General features: G+C 41.3%; 13 protein-coding genes. 10 read left to right on the forward strand and 3 right to left on the reverse strand.

Annotated features, from left to right (window positions below; all coding sequences use genetic code 11):
* Window positions 1-159: 159 nt before the first annotated feature.
* The 10 genes from ACOB80_RS02395 to ACOB80_RS02440 all read left to right on the forward strand — a co-directional run bounded on the left by ACOB80_RS02395 (window position 160) and on the right by ACOB80_RS02440 (window position 13,827).
* Window positions 160-744 (forward strand): ANTAR domain-containing response regulator, encoded by a 585-nt coding sequence (locus ACOB80_RS02395; protein ID WP_473164203.1) that lies wholly within the window; start codon window positions 160-162, stop codon window positions 742-744.
* The gene (locus tag ACOB80_RS02400) at window positions 741-1,859 is read left to right on the forward strand and encodes a CmpA/NrtA family ABC transporter substrate-binding protein (RefSeq protein ID WP_473164204.1); all 1,119 of its coding nucleotides are present in this window, start codon (window positions 741-743) and stop codon (window positions 1,857-1,859) included. The genes ACOB80_RS02395 and ACOB80_RS02400 overlap by 4 nt, the downstream gene beginning before the upstream one ends.
* A gap of 395 nt (window positions 1,860-2,254) precedes the next feature.
* On the forward strand, window positions 2,255-3,697 hold the full coding sequence (locus ACOB80_RS02405) for a CmpA/NrtA family ABC transporter substrate-binding protein (protein ID WP_473164205.1): 1,443 nt from the start codon (window positions 2,255-2,257) through the stop codon (window positions 3,695-3,697).
* A gap of 89 nt (window positions 3,698-3,786) precedes the next feature.
* Window positions 3,787-4,737, forward strand: a complete 951-nt coding sequence (locus tag ACOB80_RS02410; protein WP_473164780.1) for an ABC transporter permease — start codon at window positions 3,787-3,789, stop codon at window positions 4,735-4,737.
* Window positions 4,738-4,776: 39 nt separating this feature from the next.
* Window positions 4,777-5,652 carry an ABC transporter ATP-binding protein gene (locus ACOB80_RS02415; protein WP_473164206.1) on the forward strand — a complete coding sequence of 292 codons (876 nt, stop codon included), beginning with the start codon at window positions 4,777-4,779 and terminating at the stop codon, window positions 5,650-5,652.
* 71 nt (window positions 5,653-5,723) lie between these two features.
* Complete coding sequence (locus ACOB80_RS02420; RefSeq protein WP_473164781.1) at window positions 5,724-6,860, forward strand: alginate export family protein; 1,137 nt, start codon at window positions 5,724-5,726, stop codon at window positions 6,858-6,860.
* Between the two features lie 361 nt (window positions 6,861-7,221).
* Window positions 7,222-9,873 carry a nitrite reductase large subunit NirB gene (gene nirB, locus ACOB80_RS02425; RefSeq protein ID WP_473164207.1) on the forward strand — a complete coding sequence of 884 codons (2,652 nt, stop codon included), beginning with the start codon at window positions 7,222-7,224 and terminating at the stop codon, window positions 9,871-9,873.
* Complete coding sequence (gene nirD / locus ACOB80_RS02430; RefSeq protein ID WP_473164208.1) at window positions 9,873-10,217, forward strand: nitrite reductase small subunit NirD; 345 nt, start codon at window positions 9,873-9,875, stop codon at window positions 10,215-10,217. Before nirB ends, nirD begins: the two co-directional genes overlap by 1 nt.
* 24 nt (window positions 10,218-10,241) lie before the next feature.
* Window positions 10,242-12,974 (forward strand): nitrate reductase, encoded by a 2,733-nt coding sequence (locus ACOB80_RS02435; RefSeq protein WP_473164209.1) that lies wholly within the window; start codon window positions 10,242-10,244, stop codon window positions 12,972-12,974.
* Between the two features lie 157 nt (window positions 12,975-13,131).
* Window positions 13,132-13,827 (forward strand): potassium channel family protein, encoded by a 696-nt coding sequence (locus ACOB80_RS02440; RefSeq protein ID WP_473164210.1) that lies wholly within the window; start codon window positions 13,132-13,134, stop codon window positions 13,825-13,827.
* A gap of 127 nt (window positions 13,828-13,954) precedes the next feature.
* On the opposite strand, the gene ACOB80_RS02445 is transcribed toward ACOB80_RS02440, so the two are convergent.
* The 3 genes from ACOB80_RS02445 to ACOB80_RS02455 form a co-directional block, all read right to left on the reverse strand.
* Window positions 13,955-14,473 carry a prepilin-type N-terminal cleavage/methylation domain-containing protein gene (locus ACOB80_RS02445; protein ID WP_473164211.1) on the reverse strand — a complete coding sequence of 173 codons (519 nt, stop codon included), beginning with the start codon at window positions 14,471-14,473 and terminating at the stop codon, window positions 13,955-13,957.
* A 210-nt stretch (window positions 14,474-14,683) separates the two neighbouring features.
* Window positions 14,684-15,100, reverse strand: a complete 417-nt coding sequence (locus tag ACOB80_RS02450) for a hypothetical protein (protein ID WP_473164212.1) — start codon at window positions 15,098-15,100, stop codon at window positions 14,684-14,686.
* 170 nt (window positions 15,101-15,270) lie between these two features.
* Complete coding sequence (locus ACOB80_RS02455; protein ID WP_473164213.1) at window positions 15,271-16,482, reverse strand: serine hydrolase domain-containing protein; 1,212 nt, start codon at window positions 16,480-16,482, stop codon at window positions 15,271-15,273.
* Between the last annotated feature and the right edge of the window lie 5 nt (window positions 16,483-16,487).

The raw sequence follows: 16,487 nt of genomic DNA on the forward strand, positions 1-16,487 counted from the left end.
TAAAATGGGGCAAAGTTATTTAAGTTTTGTCTTGTTATCAGAACGGTATTTCTCTAACTTTCTGAAAAATAATACATAAAGTTAGTTGGTCTGTATTTTGTATCTAGGTTTGTTAAACAACTGTTGGCGGTTAGCTAGCCTGATGTAAGGACCCCAAATTTGCTGCAAGTACTGTTAATTGAAGATGACCAAGATAAAGCAAATGCCTTTATCGACGTGTTAGACAATACCAACTATGTGATTAAACACATTAGTAAATCTTCCATCCCTTTGTTAGTTGTCGTTGAACGTATGCAACCTGATGTGATTATTATGGATATCGAAGCGCCAGATAGAGATGTATTAGATAGCCTTAATATCATTTCTGTAGATAACCCAAAGCCCATCGTGATGTTCTCTGAACAAGGCGATACGGAAATGATTAACCAATTAATAAAGTCAGGGGTTAGCGCATACATGGTAGGAGATGTCGCTATTAATCGAGTGCGTTCTATTCTAGACACTGCTATCGCACGGTTTAGTGAATACCAACAATTAAAGCAAGAGCTAGCTAAAACCAAAGAAAAGCTCACCCATCAAAAAACAATTGAACAAGCTAAGATTTGGTTGATGCAAACCAAAGGGCTCTCGGAAAAAGACGCATACCATAGCATTCGAAAAATGGCGATGGACAATGGCCAGAAGTTAGAAGATGTCGCTAAGAACATCTTGTCTTTAGCGCAAATGCTGGAGGCGAGCTCATGAATCAATCGAAAGTAAGCTCGTTAACGGAGATTAATATCGGCTTTATGCCGTTAATCGACTGTGCCCCTATTGTCATCGCTCAGGAAAAGGGGTTCTTTGAACATTTTAACCTCAGTGTTTCACTTAAAAAGCAAAGCTCTTGGGCGACAATGCGGGATAAGTTACACGCTGGTGTTCTTGATGGTGCCCAGTTTCTTGCTCCTATGCCTATTGCTAGTACTTTGGGTTTAGGGTGCGCACCAGTGGAAGTGATAGCTCCATTGATTCTCAGTCAAAACGGTAATGGCATCACGTTATCCACGGCATTGTATGAAGAAATAAAGTTTGTTAATCAACTAAAAAGCCTCGATATTCCGCTTAGTGCCGCGCTATTAAAAGGCGTTATCAACCACCGGAAAAGGCTGGGGAAAAAGCTAGTATTTGCCACCGTATACCCATATAGCTGTCATTACTATCAGTTAACTTCTTGGTTTTTACAGAATAATATTGCTTTAGAAGATATCGACATAAAAGTGATCCCGCCCTCGAATATGGTAGATGCCCTAGCTTGTGAAGACATTGATGGTTTTTGTGTCGGCGGTCCTTGGAATGCAAAAGCGGTGCGAGATGGTATTGGGGTAACAGTGCTTACTTCTTGCGATATTTGGCCAGATATGCCGGAAAAAGTGCTAGCGATTAAGCGTCAATGGAATGATGAAAATCAAGACGCGACTCTAGACTTAGTTGCCGCCTTATACCAAGCATGTCAATGGCTTGAAAGTGTCGCGAATCGTTTTGAAGCTGCGCGCATTCTTGCTCAACATCATTATTTGGATTTGCCTCTTTCTGTTATTGCACCGTCTTTAATTGGTAGTTGTTTAATACGCCAAGGGGAGTCGCCTAGAGATGTGCCTAAATACAATCGATTTTCGAGCACTGGCGCAGACAATATTAATAAACCGGAGTTATTTCACGGTGAATGGTTGTTAAACCAAATGCGTCAGCATAAGCACATAGCATCTGACACAGATATTGAGCAGGTAATAAAGCAGGTCTATCGACAAGATATTTTTGAACAAGCCATGCTAAACCAACAAATGCAGCATCAGGTACGCCAACATGAAAGGCTCGAGTAAGCACTGTTTTAGCGCTTTAATGCGCTAAATTGATGCAAGCCTAACTAGTTGTAATAGTTGAATAAAATTCAACTATCGATAAGAGCTTGTAATTGTAAGGAAAATATAAAAAATGCCTATTTGGCACTGAACTTGTTTAATAAGAACAAGTAAACCAGTTCATGTAAACAGATAAAAGCTGTGTTAGCGAGTGAGTGTGACTTAATTCACATTAAACTGCTCAGGTATCAAGCAAAGAGTGCAAAGCGTACCAACTAACACGAATGAATTTACCCTTTTGGGTATAAGCTGCTAATTAAACTGCAATGGCGTAGTAACAATTAGTTTGGCATCGAAGCTCACGAGACGACTGACAATTTTCAGCTCGCCGTGGGCTTTTTTTATGGAGAAAACTTATGTTATTTAACACATTAAAAAACAGTAAAAGACTCTGCCAAAACTTAGCGTCTTCCTTGGCAGTTGCAAAGCGATTTACTGCACAAGTTGCGTTAGTTGGTACGTGCATAACGTCGTTGTCACTATCGGTAGCTTCTGCTGAGCCTGTAAAGTTAGGTTATCCGGAAAAAGAAGAACTTACTTTTGGCTTTATTAAGCTGACTGATATGGCGCCAATAGCTATAGCCTATGAAAAAGGCTTTTTCGAAGATGAAGGCTTGTATGTCACTATCGAAGCGCAAGCGAATTGGAAAGTACTCTTAGATGGTGTCATCGATGGTCGTTTAGATGGTGCGCACATGTTGGCAGGGCAGCCTATTGCTGCGTCTATTGGCTATGGCACAAAGGCAGAAATAATCACGCCTTTTTCAATGGATTTAAATGGTAATGGTATCACGGTTTCCAATGACGTTTGGAAACAAATGAAGCCACATATTCCAAAGCGTGCGGACGGAAAGCCTCAACACCCCATTAAAGCCGATGCTTTGAAGCCTGTTGTCGAGAGTTTTAAAGCAAAAGGAAAGCCTTTTAATATGGGCATGGTGTTTCCAGTGTCTACCCATAACTACGAATTACGTTATTGGTTAGCTGCGGGCGGAATTAAGCCTGGCTTTTACGCGCCACATAAAGGTGATACCTCTGGTCAAATAGACGCAGATGCTTTGTTATCAGTTACTCCACCACCACAAATGCCAGCGACCTTAGAAGCTGGCACTATTTATGGATATTGTGTTGGTGAGCCTTGGAATCAGCAAGCGGTATTTAAAGGTATCGGTGTTCCTGTGGTGACCGACTACGAAATCTGGAAGAACAACCCTGAAAAAGTGTTTGGAATTACTAAGCAATTTGCTGAAAAGTATCCTAATACCACTATTCGTTTAACGAGAGCCCTTATTCGTGCAGCAAAATGGTTAGATGAGAACGACAACGCTAATCGTCCTGAAGCGGTAAAAATACTGTCTCAATCTAATTATGTCGGTGCCGATTACGAGGTCATTGCTAATTCGATGACAGGTACTTTTGAATATGAAAAAGGCGATAAGCGATCAGTACCTGACTTTAACGTTTTCTTCCGCCATAACGCTACATACCCTTACTACTCTGACGCTGTTTGGTACTTAACACAAATGCGTCGTTGGGGGCAGATCAGCGATGATAAGCCTGACAGTTGGTACTTTGATATCGCCAAAAAAGTCTATCGCCCAGATATTTATATGGCTGCTATCAACTCGCTAGTTGCGGAAAAACTGCTAACGCCTTCAGACGTGAGTGGCTTGGGTGAAGAGGACGGCTTTAGATCGCCTCAAACCCACTTTATTGATGGCATAGTTTTCGATGGTACGAAACCAAATGAATACATCAACAAGTTCGCCATCGGCCTAAAAGCAGGCGAAAAAATTTAACTAATCACGAACAGAATACGTAAACGATTTTTGGAGTAATCATGACCACATTTACAAGCAAACTGTTTAATCTAGAAAATGGCAAAAGCATGGGGAGCCGGCTGAAAACATCGATTTCATCTTTTGGTTACCAACTTATTTTGCCTGCCATTGGTATTTTGAGTTTCTTAGTTTTGTGGTCGATTGCTGCCAGCAGTATCGATACTTCATTAGGGAAGTTTCCTGGGCCTTCTGCCGTTGCAACACAAGTGGTTAACTTGTATCAGGAGCACAATGCAGAGCGAGAAAAAGCTCAGGCTTTTTATCAACGCCAAGAGGCACGTAATCAAAAACGCATGGCGTTAGATCCTACTTATCAGCCAAAAATTAGAGCTTATACCGGTAAAGAAACCTTTGTTGATCAGATTAATACTAGTTTGATTACCGTGTTGTCGGGCTTCTTTTTAGCGGCACTAATAGCCATTCCATTAGGGATAGCGATTGGTTTGAGTAAAGGATTAAATACTGCGATTAACCCGATTATCCAAATATTCAAACCTGTTTCGCCTTTGGCGTGGTTGCCTTTGGTCACTATGGTGGTGAGTGCACTTTATATTTCACCTGATCCGATAGTAGCTAAGTCTTTTATCAACTCTATGGTGACTGTGACCTTATGTTGTCTGTGGCCTATGGTGATAAATACTTCTGTTGGTGTGTCAGCGATCAATCAAGACTGGGTCAATGTCAGCCAAGTGCTACGACTACCGAGTTTAACTCATGTGCGAAAAATTGTGTTACCTGCTTCTATCCCAGCGATATTTACGGGAATGCGTATGTCATTGGGCATTGCGTGGATGGTGTTAATTGCCGCGGAGATGCTGGCTCAAAATCCTGGTCTTGGAAAGTTTGTTTGGGACGAGTTTCAAAATGGTAGTTCACAATCGCTAAGCCGAATTATGACTGCTGTTTTCGTTATTGGTTTTATCGGCTTTTTGCTAGACCGCATCATGCTGCAAATTCAACGTGTTGTCTCTTGGGACAAATCTAGCGCTCAGCGATAAATGGCAACGAAACAGTAAAGAAACAAGCGAGAATCATTCATGAGTTTTTTATTAGAAATTAGTCATATTGACATGGTGTTTCCAACACCTAAAGGTCGATTTAAAGCACTTGATAATGTAGATCTTAAGATCAAAAAAGGGGAGTTTATTTCTCTTATTGGTCATTCAGGTTGTGGTAAATCAACGGTACTCAATGTTGTCGCAGGCTTACACCAAGCAACCAGTGGTGGTGTTTTGCTAAATAATAAGGAAGTTACTGAACCTGGGCCTGAACGCGCAGTGGTTTTTCAAAACCATTCGTTATTGCCTTGGTTAACAGCGTACCAGAATGTCGAGTTAGCGGTTAAACAAGTGTTCAAAAAGAAAATGCAGCCAAAAGAAATGCAGGATTGGATTGAGCATAACCTTAAACTTGTGCATATGGATCATGCTATGCATAAGCGACCAGATGAAATTTCAGGTGGTATGAAACAGCGAGTTGGCATTGCTAGAGCCTTAGCAATGCAGCCGGAAGTTTTGTTAATGGATGAGCCATTTGGTGCACTGGATGCTTTGACTCGCGCTCATATGCAAGACTCATTGATGGAGATCCAAGACGAGCTAAATAATACCGTCATTATGATCACTCATGACGTTGATGAGGCGGTGTTGCTGTCAGATAGAATTGTCATGATGACCAATGGCCCAGAAGCCACAATAGGTGAAATTCTAGACGTGAATCTGCCTAGACCAAGGGATCGTTTAGCTCTAGCTCAAGACCCAGAATACAATCGTTTACGTTCTTCTGTTCTCACGTTTTTATATGAAAAGCAACGCAAGGTCGAAACTATTTCGGCCTCAGATAAAGACAATAAAAACAGCAAGGCTAAAGCAAAGCAAAGTGGCTCTGACCAACAAAATACAGAAGTAGCTTAATGCTTTAGTAAAACTTGAAACAGAAAGGAATAATAATGAAACGCAAATTTACCAAAAGCTTATTGGCACTAATGGCTACCACGACAACTTGCGCTGTGGCTTCAGAAGATAAAAGCAGTGCAACGTTAGACTTTCGTCTTCGATACGAAACGGTAGATCAAGATAACGCGAAAAAAGATGCGAATGCGTTAACACTTCGTACCCTGTTAACGTTTAAAACTACAAGCTATAACAACTTTAGTGGTGTCGTTGAGTTTGAAGACTCGCGTGTTGTAGCGGGTATTGATGATTATAACGACACGAATGGTAACGGCGGTGATTACTCGGTTATTGCCGACCCTGAAACGACTGAATTAGATCAAGGATATGTGCAATATAAGCGAGATGGTTTTGTCGCCAAACTTGGCCGACAAGTTATTACCTTAGATAACCATAGGTTTGTTGGTCATGTTGGCTGGCGTCAAGACAAGCAAACATTTGATGCCGCAAGTTTTTCTTATCAAGCTTCTAAGGCGTTTTCTGTGAATTACGCTTACTTGAGCAAGCGCAATAGAATTTTTGGCCAAGAAAAAGATATAGATTCAAAGGATCATTTGTTTAATGCCGCGTATAAAACAGAATTTGGTAAGCTAACTGCGTATGGCTATCTGCTGGAAGTTGATAACGATACGAGTAATTCTCTAGATACTTTTGGAATTCGCTTTGCTGGAAAAAAAGACAAACTTAGTTATAGCGCAGAATATGCCATGCAAGAATCTAAAACTACTGCAGACAGTTATGACGCCGATTATTTAATGGCAGAGCTTGGGTATAGCTTGGGTAAAGTGACTGCTAAAGCGGGTATCGAAATCTTAGGAAGTGACAATGGCCAGTATGGCTTTTCAACACCGTTAGCCACACTTCATAAATTTAATGGTTGGTCTGATCAATTTCTTACAACACCTAAGCAGGGGTTAAGTGATATATACATTTCCTTTTCAGGCAAGGTAATGTCGGGTAAGTGGGCAGTTACTTATCATGATTTTTCAACAGATGAAAACAGTGTTGAGGTAGATGATTTAGGTAGTGAGCTAAACCTTTCTTACGGTCGAAAATTTGCTAAAACATATTCTGCCGGATTTAAGTATGCAGCTTACTCCGCTGGCGATGAAGCAGCAGCTAAAGTTGATACCGATAAACTTTGGTTATGGGTGAGTGCGAAATTCTAGACTTTACACTTTCTCTTTATTTTTTATCAGCACCAAACTAGTTAGCGCTTTGCGCTATTATGATGCAATAGCGAGGACTAAGCGCTGTTGGATGTTGTGTTTAGATATTAATTATTAATAAAAACAAATATATGTGATTTCTGGAAGGTTTGGCACTTAACTTGTATTAATAAGTATCAAATAGATAGAAATAAAAATTTAAACAATTAGGTACAAACCTCAGTCTGCAATGGCGTAGAGAACAAGGTTTTGCAAAGAAGCTCACAAGTGGCCGGTTTAGTTCGGCGCACTGTGGGCTTTTTTTGTGCCAAATAAAAATTCGTATGCCTTATATAGGTTTTGAGCAAAGAGAGGAAGACAGATGTCACAGCCTTTAAATGTTGTTGTCGTTGGTAATGGAATGGTAGGTCATCATTTCGTTGAACAACTAAATGAACTTGTTAGTGTTAAGGGTAATAGCAAGCGCGACGTTAATATTACCGTATTATCTGCTGAGCAGCGCTTAGCTTATGATCGTGTTCATCTATCTGAGTATTTTGCGGGTAAGAGTGCGAAAGACTTAGCCTTAACTTGTGAACAAACGTATAACGATTGGCAGGTGAATTTTTACACGAACGCTAAAGTAGTGGCGATTGATCGCGATAGCCATGAAGTGACAACGTCTAATGGCCAATGTTATGTCTATGACAAATTAATTTTAGCGACGGGTTCTTATCCTTTCGTTCCTCCTATTCCGGGGGGCGATCAAGCGCATTGCCTAGTTTATCGTACCATTGAAGATTTAGAGGCGATTAAGGCCAGCGCTGAAGTAAGTCAAATTGGCGTGGTCATAGGTGGAGGGCTGTTAGGGCTTGAAGCCGCAAACGCGTTAAAACAATTAGGGTTGGAAACCCATGTTGTTGAATTTGCCCCACAATTAATGGCTGTACAAGTAGATGCGGGTGGCGGACGCATCCTTAAAGATAAAATTGAAGCGCTTGGCGTTAAGGTGCACACGGAAAAAGCAACACAAGTTATTGAAGCTGGAGAAAGCGCAAGATACAAACTGGTTTTTGCCGATGGTGACGTACTCGAAACTGACTTAGTATTATTTTCTGCCGGTATTCGACCGTATGACAACCTTGCTAGAGAGTTTGATCTCACTGTCGGTGATCGTGGCGGTATTGTTATCAATGATTATTGCCAAACATCCGATGAAAATATTTACGCAATTGGCGAGTGTGCGCTCTATCAAAACATGATCTACGGGCTAGTTGCGCCGGGCTATACCATGGCAAAAGTGGCGGCAAATCACCTTGTTAGTGGGGGCAGCGAACAAGAAAGCGACATGCAATTTAGTGGCGCCGATATGAGCACAAAGCTAAAACTAATGGGAGTCGATGTTGGCTCTATTGGTGATGCCCATGGCAGAACCGCTGATTCGTTGTCTTATACCTATGAAAATCAGCCGGAGGGTATCTACAAAAAAATTGTTGTCTCCAATGACAAAAAGTCTTTGCTAGGTGCCGTTCTGATTGGTGATACCACAGAATACGATAGTTTGTTGCAATACATGTTAAACAAGATTGAACTGCCCGAAACACCAGAGGCATTAATCTTACCTATGGCGGCTGACAAGCCAATGCTAGGCGCTGACGCTTTGCCAGATACTGCCACGATTTGTTCGTGTTTGAACGTCACCAAAGGCGATATTATTACGGCTGTTGACCAAGGCGCTTGTTCTGTTGCCGATGTAAAGTCATGCACGAAAGCAAGTACTGGTTGTGGTGGTTGTGCGGCACTACTAAAAGACGTTGTAGATAAAGAACTAGAAAGCCGTGGCGTTGAGGTTAAAAAGGATCTTTGTGAGCATTTTGCTTATTCACGCCAAGAGCTATTCGATATCGTTAGATTAGGAAAAATAGCATCTTTCGAAGAACTATTGTCATCCCATGGCAAAGGATTAGGCTGTGAAATATGCAAACCAACCATTGGTTCAATACTGGCATCGGTGTGGAATGACTATATCTTAGAAACCGATAAAGTCGCGTTGCAAGATACTAACGATAACTTCCTCGCTAACCTGCAAAAAGATGGCACTTACTCAGTGGTACCGCGTATTCCAGGAGGGGAAATTACACCAGATAAGCTCATCACCATTGGCCAAGTTGCGAAGAAATATAATCTATATACCAAAATTACCGGGGGTCAGCGGGTAGACCTTTTTGGCGCTCGCGTAGACCAGCTGCCTGATATCTGGGGAGAGTTGATAGCAGCTGGTCTCGAAACCGGTCATGCCTACGGTAAAGCATTGCGTACCGTGAAGTCTTGTGTTGGTAGTACTTGGTGCCGCTACGGAGTGCAGGACAGTGTCGGAAAGGCCATATATATTGAAAATCGCTATAAAGGCATTCGCTCACCACACAAAATAAAAATGGCAGTGTCTGGCTGTACACGAGAATGCGCTGAAGCTCAGAGTAAAGATATAGGTGTTATCGCAACGGATAATGGCTGGAATTTATATGTGTGTGGAAATGGAGGTATGCGTCCGCGTCATGCAGATTTGTTTGCCACAGATATAGATGATCTCACTTTGGTTAAATACATAGATCGCATCTTGAGTTTTTATATTCAAACAGCGGACAGGTTACAGCGCACCTCTGTTTGGCTTGAGAATTTAGAAGGTGGTCTGGAGTATTTAAAACAGGTGGTTATCGAAGATAGCCTCGGTATCGCTGCATCACTAGAACAACACATGGACTCTCTAGTGGGTAAGTATCAATGCGAATGGAAGACAACTCTAGAAAATCCTGAAGCCCTCAAACGATTTAGACAATTTGTTAATTCAGACGAAACCGATAGCCATATTGTGTTTGTGGAGGAGCGTCAGCAAGTTCGTCCAGCAAGAGAAGAGGAACGTATTTCCGTGGTGGAAATAATCGATGCGAGCAGCCAGTCGTCAGTCTCAACTTCCGCTTCTGTACCAGCCTTAGATAAAAGTGAAAAAGAGTTAATAACAGAGGAGGAAGCCTAATGTCTTTAGCGGAAAACTTAACTTGGCAAACCGTTTGTCACGTGAGCGATTTAGTCGAGAACTCTGGCGTATGCGCTTTGCTGTCAGATAATTCCCAAGTAGCCCTGTTTAATATTCCTAGCACAGAACAGCAAGTATTCGCTATCGGTAATTACGACCCAATAGGTAAGGCGAATGTCTTGTACCGCGGCATTGTTGGCTCTAATAAAGAAGAGTTAGTCGTAGCTTCTCCTTTGTATAAGCAGCAGTTTTCGCTGACGACAGGTAAGTGCTTACAAGAAGAAGCACAGGTGCCAGCATATCAAGCAAGAATAACTGAAGACGTAGTGCAGCTCTTGTTATAAGCCAGTGGTATAGGATGAGATGAGATGGGAATTAACGATACCAGAGACTTTCAGACGCGTGCTCGGGCAAGCTCATTACAAAAGAAAAACTCACGATTAGTACAAAGTACTTGTGCTTATTGCGGCGTTGGTTGTGGGCTAGATATTCACGTAGAAAATAATAGCCCACAATCGTTATCGGGTACTCCTGAGCATGCGGCAAACTTTGGGCGTTTATGTGTAAAAGGCTCTCACTTACTTGATACGGTTGATATAACCGGCAGATTGCTTGAGCCAGAAGTTTATGGAAAAACCACCAATTGGCATGCTGCCACCGCTGAAGTGGCTAAACGCTTCTCACAAATCATAGCGAAACATGGTAAAGAATCTGTCGCTTTTTATGTGTCGGGCCAGTTGTTAACGGAAGACTATTACGTCGCCAACAAACTGATGAAGGGATATATCGGCACAGCTAACATAGATACTAATTCTCGCTTGTGTATGTCTTCGGCAGTCAGTGCGTATAAACGGGCTTTTGGTGAAGATGTCGTACCTTGTAACTATGAAGATTTAGAACACGCAGATTTATTGGTTATGGTGGGTTCAAATGCTGCGTGGACGCACCCTGTTCTTTTTCAACGCATTGAGCGAGCTAGAAGTATTAACCCAAATTTTAAGCTTGTGGTTATTGATCCAAGAACAACGCCAACGGCCCAGTCAGCAGATTTACACTTACCAATCGCCCCAGGAGCTGATGCGGGGCTATATTGTGGTCTGTTGCATTATCTTATCGAGAACAAAGGGGTAGATAAAACCTATATTGACGCTCACACCAATGGTTTCGATAAGTTAACAGACAATGTCTCGTCTTGGACTTTAGATAAGGTAGCTAGTTTTTGTCAGCTTGAACAAAATGTATTAATCGAGTTTTATCAGTTATTTGCTGACAGCGAAAAGGCTGTGAGCTTTTATTCGATGGGGATTAACCAGTCGTCGACAGGGGTGGATAAATGTAATGCCATTATTAATGTCCATTTGGCGACTGGAAAGATAGGTAAGCTAGGTTGTGGCCCATTTTCTATTACAGGACAACCTAATGCGATGGGCGGGAGAGAAGTAGGTGCGCTTGCTAACCAGCTTACCTGTCATATGGATATAGAAAACCCTGTACATCGCAGTGCTGTGCAAGCATTTTGGCAATCTCCTGATATTTGTACAGGACAAGGGCTTAAAGCGGTTGAGTTGTTTGACGCTATTGAACAAGGAAAAATAAAAGCCATTTGGATAATGGCAACTAACCCTGTAGTGAGCTTACCTAATCGCCGTCAAATAGAAAAAGCCCTCAAGCAATGTGAGCTAGTCGTCGTGTCTGACTGTGTTGAGCAAAACGATACGCTTAGTTTTGCAGATATTAAGTTACCAGCAACGCCGTGGGCGGAAAAAGACGGTATGGTGACCAATTCTGAAAGACGTATGTCTCGTCAACGCGCTATCATGCCGCCGACAGGTAACGCCAAACCCGACTGGCAAATTATTTGCGATGTAGCTCGTGCAATGGGCTTTGATGGCTTTGAATTTAACCATAGTTATCAGGTGTTTAATGAATATGCGGCATTAACCGGTGTCGCTAATCAAGGTCGTAGGTTATTAGATTTAACTAAAATGTCTAATTTATCAGCGCAAGATTACAACAGCTTGTTGCCTACCGCCTGGCCTTTGACTAGCGATAGACAAATTGAGCGGCCATTTGCTGACGGTCAATTCTCGACGCCAGATAACAAAGCCTGTTTTATTTCAATAACGCCGCAATTACCGCATGCTAAGGTGAACGCTGAGTTTCCTTTAGTTCTTAATTCGGGCCGAATTCGCGACCAGTGGCATACCATGACGCGCACCGCAAAGGCGGCAAAACTCAATAAGCACACGGCAAAGCCTTATATCGATATTCATCCTAGTGATGCTAAGAGTTTTGACATTGAAAACGAAGCGGTGGTGTCAATTCAATCTCAAGTTGGCAAAGTGTCAGCAATTGCTCGAATCACTTCAGATTTAGCTCAAGGCCAGTGCTTTATGCCAATTCATTGGAGCCAGTCGTTTAGTGCTAACTCAAGTGTATCTTTCTCTTACCCAAGTGTAGTGGACTCAATTTCGGGGCAGCCAGAGAGTAAGCAAACTGCGGTTGCAATTGTGCCAGAGCACTATGACTTTTATGGTGAAATATACGTGAAACAAGCTTTAGAAATGTCGAATGAGAAAAACTTTTGGTTTACCAATAAGCTTGAACACAGTCATTTTTATCAAATCGCTGCCAAAGGTGATGCTGCTGAGGTTGAACTTAGGTTAAAGCAATTGTGCGACGACCAGAAAAGTTGGCAATGGATGACATTTAGCGGGAACGAATCAAACCAAACTTATTCAGTGGCGATTGCAGATGGGCAATTAAAAGCTGTTGTTTATTTGAGTACAGCCTTAGTGAAAGACATTAGTTATGAGTTAGATAATGTTTTTGCAGAGCCCGTGGTTTCGTTTACAACCATTAGTAAATTGCTTAACAAAGAGCTTCAAGACGCCAGTAAGCAAATTTGTAGTTGCTTTAATGTGTCAGAGAAGACGATAGTTAATCAAATAGAGCAAGGTGCTAAAAGTGTTAATGAATTGGGTGAAAGGTTAAAGTGCGGTACGAATTGCGGCTCATGCAAGCCTGAACTTTCTACACTGCTTGCAAAACACAAAATTGAAGATGACATGCTAATCAATGTTGTAGTAGAGGCTACGTAGCTACTTGGCAATGTCATAACTCTAAAAGTAAAGTATCTCATTCTAATGATTTCTTCAGTGAAACTCTGCACCCTAAGCTTTGTTTTTTGGGAAATATTCGTTAGATTTAAGGTCGTTATTAGATTCTATAGATTACTTGATTGTTTTAAGGGGAGTTATGCGCGCACATTTGAGAAAAATGAGTCATCACGACAATTTCATCTATTTGACCTTTGCCTTAATTTTATTGCTGTTGAGTACCGCGATTGCCCAGCAGTTTTTCGATCCATCAGCACAGCGATTCGTGCAGTCTGTAACCGTTGTTACCTTGTTAGTTGCTGTGTGGGGGGTAAAAAAAGATGACTTCATTTTTGCCAAGGCGTTTATTTTTCCACTCGCTATTATTATTAGCTCATTGGCTGGGTACTATTTAGATGTACTTGGTTTAGAGTTTCTTCACCTTGTTCTGATGTTGGTGTTTTTTATTAGCACAGCGTATCAAACATCTAAACAAGTGATGTTCTCTGGGGAGATTGACGGTAATAAATTATTGGGAGCCATTTGTATGTACTTACTTTTTGGCTTGATATGGGCTTTATTGTATACCTTAGTCCATCTTAATTTTATAGGGGCATTTGATGGTATAGAGGATACTACACAATGGTACTTAGTTTTTCCTGATTTTATTTATTTTTCCTTTGTTACCCTAACAACTTTAGGCTTTGGTGATATTTCACCAACCTTACCTTTGTCTCGATACTTAGTGTATTCACAAGCTGTTGTAGGGCAGCTGTATCTAGCGATACTTGTTGCAAGTTTGGTTGGCTCTCGAATGAGCACAATATCGAACAATAAACGAAACAAACAAGATTAAATGGCTTAACTAAGCTTAAGTCGTTCGTAAAATAGTCAGGTTTAAGAGCCTAGGATAAATACAACAGAAAAGGGAAAGAAATAGAATAAGGGTTAGTGAAATCTAACCCTTTTTCACTTTATGGGGTTTAGCAGTCAGCAGTGACGACTGTTACTGTGCAATTTGGTTCACCGAAAGAGTCATAAATAACATAACAACCTTGAGTTGTTACTGGCGAACTATTACTTGGAATGTCATAACCAATAAATGTGTATTGGTTAGTGGTGACTGTGGCTTCAAAGTCTTCGGAGTCAATTTGTAGAAAGTCTTTCATATCCAGCTGATCGCCCATTTCAGCGCTGCTTTCTGGACATAAGTTTCTAAAGTCGACTTCGGCAGAGCCAAAACCAAAATCTACGACGTATTCTGATTGCGCAGTTCCTGGGTTAGAAGATACAGGGTTAAGGCCTTCAACACGTGCTTTCGCCTTGGCCAGATTAATTGTGGATTCCAATGTACCTTTTACTGAATGTAAGGTAGCCACCTTAGCGTCAGTAGAGAGGTCGATAAATTTAGGTGCTGCTGTCGCTGCAATAATACCAAGAATAACAATAACAACAACGAGTTCAATAAGTGTAAAGCCGCGAGTGCGAGATGTTAACAACATGATAAGGGTACTGCGTTTTTATGTTTTTTATTTGTAACCAGTATAAATCTTGTCCGACCATTAAAACAATGGTTTTTTAAAGACATATTTTTGAAAAGGCGGAATTTTTGAATACTTGTAGCAAGTGCAATAAAAAAAGCTGTCGTTAACTAAAAGTAAAGACAGCTTCGAAAATCGTTGTTACGTTTGTTGTTATCGCTAAGTTCATGTTTAGTTTATTTGGTTAATTTGCTCGGTAAGCATGATTAGGTTGCTTTGAATAAGTTCAAGTTCTTGATAGCTATTGGCTTTGCGTAAGTCATCTAAAGCGCCTACTTTGTTGTTTGCCAACACTCTAACAACTGCTCTGTTATTGTATGCGTAAGCCATGGCTTTAGTAGAGTTAATGCTAAATTCGCTTTTTGCACTTCGAATGGCTTTGCTGCAAGCTTGCTCCGCTTCGCTATGCGCATTGCTTTTAGCTAAAGATAAACAGTCAGATAAGAAATCTTCATAGTACTTTTTACTTTCACTGAATTCTTGCGGTGCACTTTTCTTCACGAGAAAGAATTTAAAGGTATCACTTTCAGCTTTTGCAGCAGTTGTTAATGTGATTAATGACATTAGTACGAGGGTATTAAGTTTCATGTCTGTTCTCCTTCAATTGTCCCTTCAATTAAGGGATAGGAGAAATTTAAGTGATGAGAACTGTTTTGACAAACGATTGAAATTTACTCGATAAGTGAAATTAATTCACTTAGTCGTAATGAAACAGGGGCTTTGCGCTCTAGCCCCTAATCTCACCAATACTTAACCATTTACTCACGCATCCACGTGGCTGGCCAATCATATGCATCAGACATAGCGCGGCTAATTTCATGAAGGAGCGCAAAGCCATTATCTGAGTTGGTCATTACGATAAAGCCGCGACCAGTATCCGCAAATGAAACAGCGTAACAAGAAAACCCTGCATTACCACCGGTATGTCTAAACCGAAAGGCTTCACCTTCACCGTCAATACCTATGCCGATGCCTCCAGCATCAGGTACTCTGGTCATCATTGTCTTAGCAGACTCTTGCGATAACAAGGTTTCATCTTCACCTCGATAAGCTTGGCCTAATTTGATCATAAACTTGGCTAAATCAGTGGGGGTCGTCCAAAGCCCCGCAGCTGCTTTTTCAGGGTATAAATGAAAACCGCCTTTGATCATGTCGCCATCATTGTCGTAACCATAGGCAACTGAAGAAGAAGCAAGGTTAGTTGGCAGTAGAGCAAATGTGCTATTAGTCATACCAAGCGGTTTTAGCACTCTTAGTTGCATTAACTCGGTAAATGGCTGCTTTGCTGTATCTTCCATGAGTAGCTGGAGAACAGAAGTGCCTCCACCAGAGTAGCGTTCTGATTTGTTAGGTTCTTGAAATACTCGAACTGGATCTGAGTTAGAGATATTGCTGCCTTGCAGTACTTGAACAATTGATGGGATCTCTGCGTTTTTGTTGTAGCCCGCAAAACCTGAGACACCCAAACCTGAGGTGTGACTCATAATATTGCTAGGGGTTACTTTCTGATTTCGCGTGTATTTATTTTCCGGTACTTGCCACTTTACTAGCTTGTTATTTACATTTTCGTCTAAAGAAAAATAGCCGTTATCTATCATTTGAAACGCGGCAGCCGCAGTAACGGGTTTAGAAATAGATGCGGCTTGAAAGATGGTAGCAGGTGTTACTTTTTCACCTGTTTCTTTGTTTGCATAACCATAGCCTTTCGACCAAATAATCTGATTATTATCAAATACAGCTATGCTAACACCTGGCACATTATGCTTTTCCATTCGCGCAAGTAAAGTGCTTTTCTTGCGACTGTTTGAGCCAAGCCAGTTTATACCTCTTACACTATTTTCAAATGTTAGCTGCGCTTTTGTAGCTTCGCTTTCAACATTCTTGATGTCGCTTATTCGGCCATGGGTTTCACCAGAAGCAAGGGTTAATAAAAGCCCTGTAACTACAAAGGATATAATGCTTAGCTTCATGAATT

The sequence above is a fragment of the Thalassotalea coralli genome (assembly GCF_055786205.1).

Coding starts and splice junctions, on each gene's coding strand:
- ACOB80_RS02400 (WP_473164204.1), top strand. CDS start 741: ATGAATCAATCGAAAGTAAGCTCGTTAACGGAGATTAATATCGGCTTT.
- ACOB80_RS02405 (WP_473164205.1), top strand. CDS start 2,255: ATGTTATTTAACACATTAAAAAACAGTAAAAGACTCTGCCAAAACTTA.
- ACOB80_RS02410 (WP_473164780.1), top strand. CDS start 3,787: ATGGGGAGCCGGCTGAAAACATCGATTTCATCTTTTGGTTACCAACTT.
- ACOB80_RS02415 (WP_473164206.1), top strand. CDS start 4,777: ATGAGTTTTTTATTAGAAATTAGTCATATTGACATGGTGTTTCCAACA.
- ACOB80_RS02420 (WP_473164781.1), top strand. CDS start 5,724: ATGGCTACCACGACAACTTGCGCTGTGGCTTCAGAAGATAAAAGCAGT.
- nirB (WP_473164207.1), top strand. CDS start 7,222: ATGTCACAGCCTTTAAATGTTGTTGTCGTTGGTAATGGAATGGTAGGT.
- nirD (WP_473164208.1), top strand. CDS start 9,873: ATGTCTTTAGCGGAAAACTTAACTTGGCAAACCGTTTGTCACGTGAGC.
- ACOB80_RS02435 (WP_473164209.1), top strand. CDS start 10,242: ATGGGAATTAACGATACCAGAGACTTTCAGACGCGTGCTCGGGCAAGC.
- ACOB80_RS02440 (WP_473164210.1), top strand. CDS start 13,132: ATGCGCGCACATTTGAGAAAAATGAGTCATCACGACAATTTCATCTAT.
- ACOB80_RS02445 (WP_473164211.1), bottom strand. CDS start 14,473: ATGTTGTTAACATCTCGCACTCGCGGCTTTACACTTATTGAACTCGTT.
- ACOB80_RS02450 (WP_473164212.1), bottom strand. CDS start 15,100: ATGAAACTTAATACCCTCGTACTAATGTCATTAATCACATTAACAACT.
- ACOB80_RS02455 (WP_473164213.1), bottom strand. CDS start 16,482: ATGAAGCTAAGCATTATATCCTTTGTAGTTACAGGGCTTTTATTAACC.